The sequence below is a fragment of the Pirellulales bacterium genome (genome assembly GCA_035546535.1).
Taxonomy (GTDB): domain Bacteria; phylum Planctomycetota; class Planctomycetia; order Pirellulales; family JACPPG01; genus JACPPG01.
On sequence record DASZWQ010000028.1, the window covers coordinates 1 to 9,548 of the forward strand.

Below are 9,548 nucleotides of genomic sequence, written 5' to 3' on the forward strand. Positions count from 1 at the left end.
GCCGTAGAGCGTCAGCAGGTAGAACAGCCCCACCATGAGCTCGGTGCGCTGCGTGACATATTCGACCGTTTCGGTGTTGATCGGGTGGAGCGCCCACAAGAGCGCCGCGGCCAGGGCCAGGCCGTCGGCCGCGCGATCGAAACGATGCTCGAAGCGCTCGAGCCGCAAAGTGCGCCGCGCGAGTGCAAAGAGCACCAGCGCCGCCAGCACGTGCAGGCACACATTAACGACATGGAAGCCGAACGGATCGAGGCCCCCGTAGGCGACGTTCAGGGCAAACGACAGGTTCACCAGCGGCCGCCCCGAAGTGGGAAGATCAGGTGCCGGCCAAAGAGGTCCGGAACCTGGCTCCGCTCCCCAGAGCGGATAGACATGGAGGATTGACGGGTTTTCCGCAAGGCCAGGCTTGTCATCGAAAACGAACGGAGCATGCAGACCGGCGCGATAGGCGGCAAAAACCGCCACACTCAGAATGGCCGCCGCCAGCAATGCCGTCACCACGGGCGCAAGGCGAAGCCACGTTCTCGACGCAGATTGTTCCTCCGCGCGCGGCGCTCGATTCGCTTCCGTACGGTCACCGTCGATCTTCGCTGCCTGTTGATCGGACATTGGGTTTAGCTAATTGTCGGTTGACCAGCCGCCGCGGGCGCAAAAAGCGAGGCCCGGCGCCAGAAGAGCATCGGGCCTCGCGATCGCGAAATCAATGACGGAACAAAGCCCTTTGACTTTCGCGAGAAACTCTTTCACGTCTCGGCCGGTCGATCAAAGGCAAGCTCACCCGAGACGGTGCAGGCGAGCGTTGCCGAGCTGCCCACCGTGAGCTCTCCCGATCCGCCGGTGGGTCTTTATACTGCCCCAGTCAAACAAAAAGGGGAGTCAAACAAAAAGGGGGGCTGAGCTCTTCCGAACTCAACCCCCCAGTAATAACACTCATCGGCCGGAAGCCTTTGGCCAGCCCCCGCCAGATTCTACTACTCTCAGACTAGCGTCCCTTGCGGAGACGACGGACAGCCAGCGGGGCAACCGAGCACAGGCCGAGCACGGCCAAGGCAACGGTTCCCGGCTCGGGCACCTTCGTGAAGGCGACCTGACCGGCGATCGTGTAGGTCAGCGTAGCGGGGCTGCCACCGAGGCTGATCGAGGTCGAACCCGACACGACGGTCGGAATGATCAACTCGGTGCCGTTGTACGATCCCGTCGTGGGAGAAGGAACAGAGAAACCGACCGGGCTGGTACCGAAGTCGAACGTGTTACCGAGAATCGTGCCAGCACCGCCATCGAGCACGAGGCCCAGGCCGCTGACGTCGATGTTTCCGCCCGAATAGTTGAACGGACCGGGGCTCGCCGAGACCACGTTACCGGCGCCCAAGTCGCCGATGCTCAGGTGGCCGCCCGTAAGGGCCAGGTTGCCCAGAAGCGTGTTCACATTCCACGGGCTAGCGACCAGGAGGCCGGCCGAGGGACCAGTGCCCAGCACATTGCTGAGCGACGAGCCATTGTCGGTGGCCGTGATCGCACCACCGGTGATCGGAATCGCCTGCGTGGCGGGAATGAGAATGTCGGCGCCGTTGAGCTTCAGCTCAAGGGTGACACTCGTGTTGGGCAGATCGAGGTTGAATTGCGTTGCCTTGGCAACGCCGGCGCACGCTACAAGCGCGCAAACAAGTGCCAGACTCTTAACTTTCATTTGCAGTTCTCCTTCAGGTGTCGCATTAGCTCCCACTCCACCGCCGATGGGTGTTACCCGCACATTTTGCGCGATCCGAACTAGGTAGTCAACAAAATAATTTCAGCATTTTTCAAGAATCCGAAAGAATCCGTAGATTGCTAAAGTTTCGCCAGCCCTCTAATCTGCACCATCCGGGGGGATTGGCAGGGCCGCCATCTTGGCGCAATTTCTCCGAGCACGTTTGGCGAGGATCCGCGCCCGGCTGAATGCCACGCCTCGGCTAGCGGCGCTTGCGAGCAATCGCGCGCTGCATGGCGGTGCCCATGTCGGCCGGGCTCTGGGCCACTTCGATGCCCGCGGCTTCCAGGGCGGCAATCTTCTCGGAGGCGGTCCCCTTGCCGCCGGAAATAATGGCGCCGGCGTGCCCCATGCGCTTGCCCGGAGGGGCCGCGCGCCCGGCGATAAAGGCCGCGACGGGCTTGGTGACATGATCGCGGACGAAGGCGGCCGCTTCTTCTTCGGCCGTTCCGCCGATTTCGCCCATCATCAGAATGGCTTCGGTGGCGGGGTCGGCTTCGAACAGTTTAAGAACGTCGATGAACGACGTGCCCACGATCGGGTCACCGCCGAGACCGACGCACGTTGACTGCCCGAGTCCCAGGTTCGTCAACTGCCAGGCGGCTTCGTACGTCAGCGTGCCCGAACGGCTCATGACGCCAATCGGCCCCTTGCGATGAATGTGGCCCGGCATGATGCCGATTTTGCACTCCTCGGGCGTAATCACGCCCGGGCAATTAGGGCCCACCAACACTGAATTGCTGCGGCGCACCACATCGTAGACGTGCACCATATCCAAGACCGGCACCCCCTCGGTGATCGCGATCACGGTTTTGATCCCCGCGTCGATGGCTTCGAGAATGGCATCGGCCGTTGCGGGCGGGGGAACGAAGATCATCGTGGCGTCGGCGCCCGTTTTCTGCACCGCTTCGACGACGGTATCGAAAACCGGCAAATCGAGGACCTTTTCGCCTCCTTTACCGGGTGTGACACCGCCGACCATCTTGGTGCCGTAGTCCAGACATCCCTTGGTATGGAACTGCCCAACCTTGCCCGTGATTCCCTGACAAAGGACGCGAGTGTTCTTATTGATCAGAATGCTCATGCTCGACCCGATGCGGCAAAAAGTGGCAAGGTGGAATTAGGCAACGTGACGGGGCTTAGGGGCTTAAGGGGCTTATGCAACGGACGCGACGACTTTCTTGGCGGCGTCGGTCAAACCGTCGGCGGCGATAATGTCGACGCCGCTACTGGCGAGAATCTTGCGCCCCTCTTCGACCTCGGTTCCTTCCAGTCGCACGACCAGCGGTACGCTAAAGCCGACGGTCTTATAAGCGGCCAGGATCGCCGTGGCGATCGTCGTGCAGCGCATGATGCCGCCGAAAATATTGACTAGCACGGCCTTTACGTTCTTGTCCGAAAGCAGAATACGGAACGCCTCGGTCACCTGGTCGACATTGGCGCCGCCGCCCACGTCAAGGAAGTTGGCCGGCATGCCGCCGTGCAGTTTGATCAAGTCCATGGTGCTCATCGCCAGACCGGCGCCATTGACCAGGCAGCCGATGTTGCCGTCGAGCTTGACGTAGCTCAGACCTGCATTGGCAGCTCGCACTTCGGCCGGCTCTTCTTCGCCGATGTCGCGTAGCTCGGCCAGGTCCTTATGGCGGAACATAGCGTTGTCGTCGAAGGTCATCTTGGCATCGAGCGCCAGCAATTCGCCGGCCCCGGTAACGACCAGCGGGTTGATCTCGGCGAGGCTGCAATCGGATTGGACAAAAACCCGGCACAGGCCCTTCATGAACTTCTCGGCCGACGCCAGGCTGGGCCCCTTGAGGCCCAGGCGCGAGGCCAACTTCCGGGCCTGGAAGCCTTCGAGCCCGACGGCCGGGTCGAAGCGTTCCTTGTAGATCAGCTCGGGCGTCTTGGCCGCGACGTCCTCGATGTTCATGCCCCCTTCGCTCGAAACCATCAGCACCGGTCCGTGCGAGCCACGGTCGACCACGATGCCCAGATAGAGCTCGCGGGCGATATCGCAGCCTTGCTCGACCAGGACCTGGCGAATGGTCTGGCCTTCGGGGCCGGTCTGGATTGTGACCAACGACTTGTTCAGTAGCGCTTCGGCGACTTTGGCGGCTTCTTCGGCGCTACGAACCAACTGCACGCCGTGCTGCTTGGAGTTGTCTTTGATGGTTCCCTTGCCGCGGCCGCCCGCGTGGATCTGCGCCTTGACGACCGCGATCGGTCCGCCCAGCTTGCGGAACGCATCGGCCGCTTCGGCCCCGCTACGAGCAACGATCCCCTGCGGCACGGCCACGCCCGCCTTGCGCAGAATCTCCTTGGCCTGGAATTCGTGAATTTTCATCGCGGAACCGGCGAGCTTTTGGGTGGGAAAATCAGACGCCAAGTGGCATCCGAGGGAGTGCGAGCCGGGGATTATAGGACGCCCGCGCGCCGATGGTCAAGGAGCCGAGCGATTGCCTCGATCGCCGCTAGAGTCATATCTGGTCAGGACTTCCTGCTGCCGATGCGGGTCGGGCGTTCTATACTTACGAGCGCTTAAGGGAGCGGCATTTCGCCGCTTTGTCGCGACTCAAATACGTCGTGCGATCACCATGTCCGAAGTTCCCGAAGGCAGGCCGGTCGAGAATCAAGGCGTGCCGCCTGCCGTGATGCGACGGCGCTGGCGTTGGACAAAGCGCGCGCTAGTTGCGATCGGCTTGTATCTACTCGTCGCCTATGTCGTCCTGCCCGCGGCGTGGCATCACTACGAGCATCAGCCCAACCTGGAAGGGACGCCCAAGGTGACGGTCACCGGCAGCGACATCCCGGGCGATCCGCTGAACATCGGTCTGGTCGGCACGCAAGAGGAAGTCGTGCGTGCGATGCTCGCGGCCGGTTGGCATCCGGCCGACGCCGTGACCGCGCGCAGCAGCATCCACATCGCCGAAAGCGTGCTGTTGGATCGAAAATATGAAGACGCGCCGGTCAGCAGCCTGTACGTGTGGGGCCGCAAGCAAGACCTGGCCTTCGAGCAGCTCGTCGGAAAAAGCGCCAAAGAACGGCATCACGTCCGCTTCTGGAAAAGCCCGGAAACGGCCGACGATGGCCGGCCCACATGGCTGGGCGCGGCGACGTTCGATCACGGCGTGGGGCTGAGCCATCGCACCGGGCAGATCACGCATCACATCGATCCCGACATCGATGCCGAGCGCGATCATGTGCTGAACACGCTCATCGAAGCCCATGAGCTGCTGCGCACGTACCAGGTCAGTGGCGTGGGCCCGACCCTGAACGGGCGCAACGGCGGCGGCGATTGGTACTACACCGACGGCGAAGTCACGATCGGCGTCATCAGTCCGAATAACGTGCCGAGCGAGATCGCGCCGATCGAAGAGCCGAATCCGATTGCGGTACAAGCCAAGAACCGATTCTGGTCATGGCTGCGCGGCTGGCTCAAGTGAATGATCGCCGCACGCTGGGCACGCGATTTTCCGACTCACTGACTTCTGCGGTACCCTTTCAGCCAGTCCTCGATCTTTCGTGCCATCGCCGGCTGCCCCTGCTCCCGTGCCATTGCCGCGGCCCGATCCGCCATGAGGATCGCTTCGTCCGACCGACCTGCCTGCGCATAAGCCATGGCCAGGTTGGCATATCCGGTCACGTCGGGCTTCAGCTTGATCGCCTCTTCGAATTGCTCGACCCCCTCGGCCGTTTTGCCGGCCGACACCAGCGCGATGCCGAGATTCGAATGCGCTTCGGCATAGTCGGGGCGCAGTCGCAACGCCTCACGAAGCTGTTCGATGGCTTCGTCATGCCGCCCAAGCGAGTACAGCAGTGCGCCGAGGTTGCTGTAGGCTTCGACAAAATCGGGATTTGCCCGTAAGGCGGCCTGGTAATGGGATATGGCTGCTTGCGGATCGTCGGCAGCGAGGCTGGCGCCGAGGTTCAAGTGCGCTTCGGCCAGATCGGGCTTCAATCGCACGGCTTCCTCGAATTCCGCGCGCGCCTGCTGATTCCGCCCCAGTAGCCCCAAGATGTGTCCGAGGTTCGAGTGCAATTCGGCACTGGGCTTCAACCGCAGGGCCGCCTCGTAGTGCGGCACGGCCTCGTCCAGCCGGCCGGACTTCGCGAGCAGGTGGGCCAGATTGATATGCGCGTCGGCATAGTTCGGATTGATCTCCAGGGCTCTCTCGAATTGCGGTTGCGCTTCGCCGAACTGCTGCAAATGCACGAGCGCCACGCCCAGGTTCGACTGCGCCTCGGTGTAGTCGGGCGACAGATCCAAGGCCCGCCGGTAATGCGATATCGCTTCGGCCGGCTGCCCGGCGTCGACCAGCACGACGCCCAGGTTGTTCTGCACCCGCGAATTCTCCGGCTGGTAAATGGCGGCGTCCTGCCAGAGTGCGATCGGATCGTTGTAGATGTTTGCGCGCTGAAAGCTGAGCCAGGCACCGGCGGCCGCGATCGCAAGCGTCACGGCAATCGTGCAGCGAAAAACCACGCCTGCATTGCGCGCTGACACGGCCGGCGCCGCGCGATCAGCGAGACGGCTGAGCGTCAGGTAGGATCCCACCAGCAGCCACGGGATGAGGCTCGCCAGCGGCAAATACATGCGCCGCTCGGCCGCGATTTCGGTGATAATCGGCACGACCAACGTCGGGGACAACACCAGTAGCGCCGCCGCCCACGCGAAGCCGGTCGCCGTCCGCCGATAGAGTAGCGCGATCGTGGCCAGTCCCAACAAGGAGACCGGCGCGATCCACGGCCACGCTTCGGCGAACGAGTGCAGGTACGGAAACTCGTAATGAATCACGAGCGGCCACGGCCACACGATCAGTTTCAAGTACAAGAGCAGCACGTGCGCTTGAGTGAGCCACCACACATGCGCTGGGACTCCCAGGTGAAAACCGGCGGACTTCGAGCGGGCGCCACCGAAATTCAAAGCGGCCAGCAATCCCCAGGTGGCGCACAAGCCGGCATAAAGTGGCGCGGATTGCCGCAATGCGTCGCCAAACGAGCGGCGGAGGAACGTCCGCTCGAAGAGCAGAACGACGACCGGCGCCGTGACCATCACCTCCTTGGACGCCATGCCGGCGGCCGCGGCGGCGATCGCCGCGGCTAGCCAGCCGGTTTTCGCTTGCGGCGCCGTAGCGCTCCAATATCGTAGCGATGCGTAGAGCGTGCCCAGATAGAAAAGCGAGACCAATAGCTCGGTGCGCTGCGTCACGTACTCGACCGCTTCGGTCTGTAGCGGATGCACAGCCCAAACGAGCGCTGCCACGAAGGCGAGCGGGTCGGCCACGCCAGCGAGGCGATCGCTGAAATACGCAAGCAAAAGCGTGCGGCGCACCAGCCGCCATAGCAGCAGCGCGGCCAGGATATGAATGGCCACGTTGAACGCGTGGTAGCCGGTCGGGTCGAGCCGGCCTGACTGGTAATTGAGCGCCAGGGTAAGATTCACAAGCGGCCGGCCGGCGGTGCTCACGTCACGCGGGGGACGCAACGGGCCGGGGCGTTCGTCAGTTCCCACGAGCGGCCAGGCAGAGCGAATCGACGGGTTCTCGACGATCGATACCCGATCATCAAAAATGAACGGAGCGTGCAAAGCCGGGGCGTAAATGGCGAGCACAGCGCCGATTAAAAGCCCGGCACCGGCGAAATCCAAAAGTTTTCGCCGCGCGGGGCCTGCCGCCGCAGCGCAGGCAAACGAGTCGGCCGGTTCCTGTTGATCCAAGAGTTCTCGTCGATCCGTCAGAGTCAATGTTTCAGTCCACGAAACAGAGGGCACGGAAAATGACTCGCCCTACGACGTTCACGTTAGCGAGTAGTCCGATTTGTTGGAATGCAAGTCTGACTTCTGCGGCCGGCCTCTGTGAGGCCCGGAATCCGAGCGTGCCTCGACCGGGGCCACAGACCCCCGCTACCAAACGCACGGGCCGTCCCGCAATCGGTCGCCTGGTTGGTGTGGCAGCTCTGATGACGGTGACCGGTCGGATTGCGCTTGGCGCAGAGCAACCTCCGCCGCAGGCGCCCGCTGTGCAGACCGTGAACGCCGAGCGCGGCATGGTCGTTTCGGTCTCGCCCGAGGCGAGCGACGCAGGCCTGGCGATTCTTCGCCGCGGTGGCAACGCGGTCGATGCCGCCGTGGCAACGGCCCTCGCGCTTGCCGTCACTTATCCCGGGGCGGGCAACATTGGCGGCGGCGGATTCATGCTCGTCTGGCCGGGCGATGGCCAGGAACCAGCCTGCGTCGACTATCGCGAGACGGCTCCTGCTGCCGCGACTGCGGACATGTTCGCCAAGAACCGCGCGCCGTACTCGCACATGGCCGTTGGTGTGCCCGGCACACCGCGCGGGCTGGCCCTCGCGCACAAGCGCTGGGGCAAGCTGCCGTGGCGCGCACTGGTCGCGCCGGGCGTGACGCTCGCGCAACAGGGCTTCGCGGTCGACGCGGCGTTGGCTGAGGATCTCAACAATATCTCCAAAAAACCCACAACGAGCGCCGAATTCCGCCGCGTTTTCGCGCCGCCACGGCAGGGAACGTGGCAGGCCGGCGATCGGCTCGTACAGCCTGAGCTGGCTCGCACGTTGCAACGGCTGGCCGACGATGGGCCGGACGCGTTCTATCGCGGCAACATCGCCGATTCGATCGTCGCCGAAATGCGCGCCGGTGGTGGATTGATCACGGCCGACGACCTGGCCAGATATGAAGCCAAGCTGCGCACTCCCATCCACGGTACCTATCGAGGCTTCGACGTCTTCGGACCGCCGCCGCCCAGCTCGGGCGGGACGTGCCTCGTCGAAATGTTGAACGTCCTCGAGAACTTCGACTTGGGTCAAGAAGGCCGCTTCTCCGCGAGAACCGCGCACTTGATGATCGAAGCCATGCGGCGGGCCTATTGCGATCGCGCCCAGTTCTTGGGCGACCCTGACTTTGTCGAGGTGCCATCGCACCTGACGACAAAGGATTACGCGCACAAACTGGCTGCCGAGATCGACCTGTCACGCGCTACGCCGAGTTTGCAATTAGCGCGAGACCGGTTGGTGACCATCGAGGGAGAAAGCACGACCCATTTTTCGGTCGTGGACGCGGATCGAATGGCGGTCGCGAACACGTACACCCTGCAAGAAAACTTCGGCGCGCGAATCGTGGTGCGGGGGGCAGGCTTCTTGCTCAATAACGAAATGACCGATTTCAACCCCCGGCCAGGCTACACGGACCGGAACGGCGCGATCGGCACATCGGCCAATGTAATCGCGCCAGGCAAGCGGATGCTCAGCTCGCAATCGCCCACAATCGTCGCCCGCGACGGGCGTCTGCAGCTGGTCACCGGATCGCCCGGCGGTCGCACGATCCCCAACACCGTGCTGTGCGTGCTGGTGAACGTGCTCGATTTCGGCAATGACGTCGCGCAGGCGGTCGACGCGCCGCGCATGCACCACCAGTGGATGCCGGATCGCGTCACCATGGAACTAGGCAACGAGCCGGAACAAGCGCCGCTTGTGCGCGAGTTGCGGGCTTTGGGACATGACGTCTGGGGCAAAAAACGCGAACAGGGGGACGCCCATACGATTCGCGTACTCGATCATAGGCTACAGGGCGCGGCCGACACCCGGCAAACCGCCGGCAAGGCGGCGGGATACTGACACTTTCCGGCCGCGGCTGTCGGCCCGGTGGCAGCTAGCAGCCTGTTGAAAAAAGCCCTCGTGGCTTTTTTCAACCTCGCCAAGTGCGAAGCAAAGCTTCGCACGGCTCGCAAAATAACGACTTACGTCGACATTTTGCCATCGCATCCCTGCGATGTCGCAGCCCGTTGAGTTC

General features: G+C 63.0%; 7 protein-coding genes. 2 read left to right on the top strand and 5 right to left on the bottom strand.

All coding sequences use genetic code 11. The features are described from left to right. The 4 genes from VHD36_03360 to sucC all read right to left on the bottom strand — a co-directional run. A partial coding sequence (locus VHD36_03360) for a hypothetical protein (protein ID HVU86332.1) occupies positions 1-291 on the bottom strand: 291 nt, incomplete at its 3' end. A 691-nt stretch (positions 292-982) separates the two neighbouring features. Then, complete coding sequence (locus tag VHD36_03365; protein HVU86333.1) at positions 983-1,687, bottom strand: PEP-CTERM sorting domain-containing protein; 705 nt, start codon at positions 1,685-1,687, stop codon at positions 983-985. Positions 1,688-1,949: 262 nt separating this feature from the next. Beyond that, the gene (sucD, locus tag VHD36_03370; GenBank protein ID HVU86334.1) at positions 1,950-2,831 is read right to left on the bottom strand and encodes a succinate--CoA ligase subunit alpha; all 882 of its coding nucleotides are present in this window, start codon (positions 2,829-2,831) and stop codon (positions 1,950-1,952) included. Positions 2,832-2,903: 72 nt separating this feature from the next. Further along, on the bottom strand, positions 2,904-4,088 hold the full coding sequence (gene sucC, locus VHD36_03375; GenBank protein ID HVU86335.1) for an ADP-forming succinate--CoA ligase subunit beta: 1,185 nt from the start codon (positions 4,086-4,088) through the stop codon (positions 2,904-2,906). A gap of 250 nt (positions 4,089-4,338) precedes the next feature. Here sucC and VHD36_03380 point away from each other — a divergent pair, with 250 nt between their 5' ends. Beyond that, positions 4,339-5,187, top strand: a complete 849-nt coding sequence (locus VHD36_03380; protein HVU86336.1) for an LssY C-terminal domain-containing protein — start codon at positions 4,339-4,341, stop codon at positions 5,185-5,187. 35 nt (positions 5,188-5,222) lie between these two features. On the opposite strand, the gene VHD36_03385 is transcribed toward VHD36_03380, so the two are convergent. After that, positions 5,223-7,460 carry a tetratricopeptide repeat protein gene (locus tag VHD36_03385; GenBank protein ID HVU86337.1) on the bottom strand — a complete coding sequence of 746 codons (2,238 nt, stop codon included), beginning with the start codon at positions 7,458-7,460 and terminating at the stop codon, positions 5,223-5,225. Positions 7,461-7,702: 242 nt separating this feature from the next. On the opposite strand from VHD36_03385, the gene ggt reads away from it, so the two are divergent. Then, positions 7,703-9,373 (top strand): gamma-glutamyltransferase, encoded by a 1,671-nt coding sequence (gene ggt / locus VHD36_03390; protein ID HVU86338.1) that lies wholly within the window; start codon positions 7,703-7,705, stop codon positions 9,371-9,373. Positions 9,374-9,548: the final 175 nt, after the last annotated feature.

What these genes read in the sequence shown, in the direction of transcription:
- ggt (HVU86338.1), top strand. Translation starts at nt 7,703, where the DNA reads ATGACGGTGACCGGTCGGATTGCGCTTGGCGCAGAGCAACCTCCGCCG.
- VHD36_03380 (HVU86336.1), top strand. Translation starts at nt 4,339, where the DNA reads ATGTCCGAAGTTCCCGAAGGCAGGCCGGTCGAGAATCAAGGCGTGCCG.
- sucC (HVU86335.1), bottom strand. Translation starts at nt 4,088, where the DNA reads ATGAAAATTCACGAATTCCAGGCCAAGGAGATTCTGCGCAAGGCGGGC.
- VHD36_03365 (HVU86333.1), bottom strand. Translation starts at nt 1,687, where the DNA reads ATGAAAGTTAAGAGTCTGGCACTTGTTTGCGCGCTTGTAGCGTGCGCC.
- sucD (HVU86334.1), bottom strand. Translation starts at nt 2,831, where the DNA reads ATGAGCATTCTGATCAATAAGAACACTCGCGTCCTTTGTCAGGGAATC.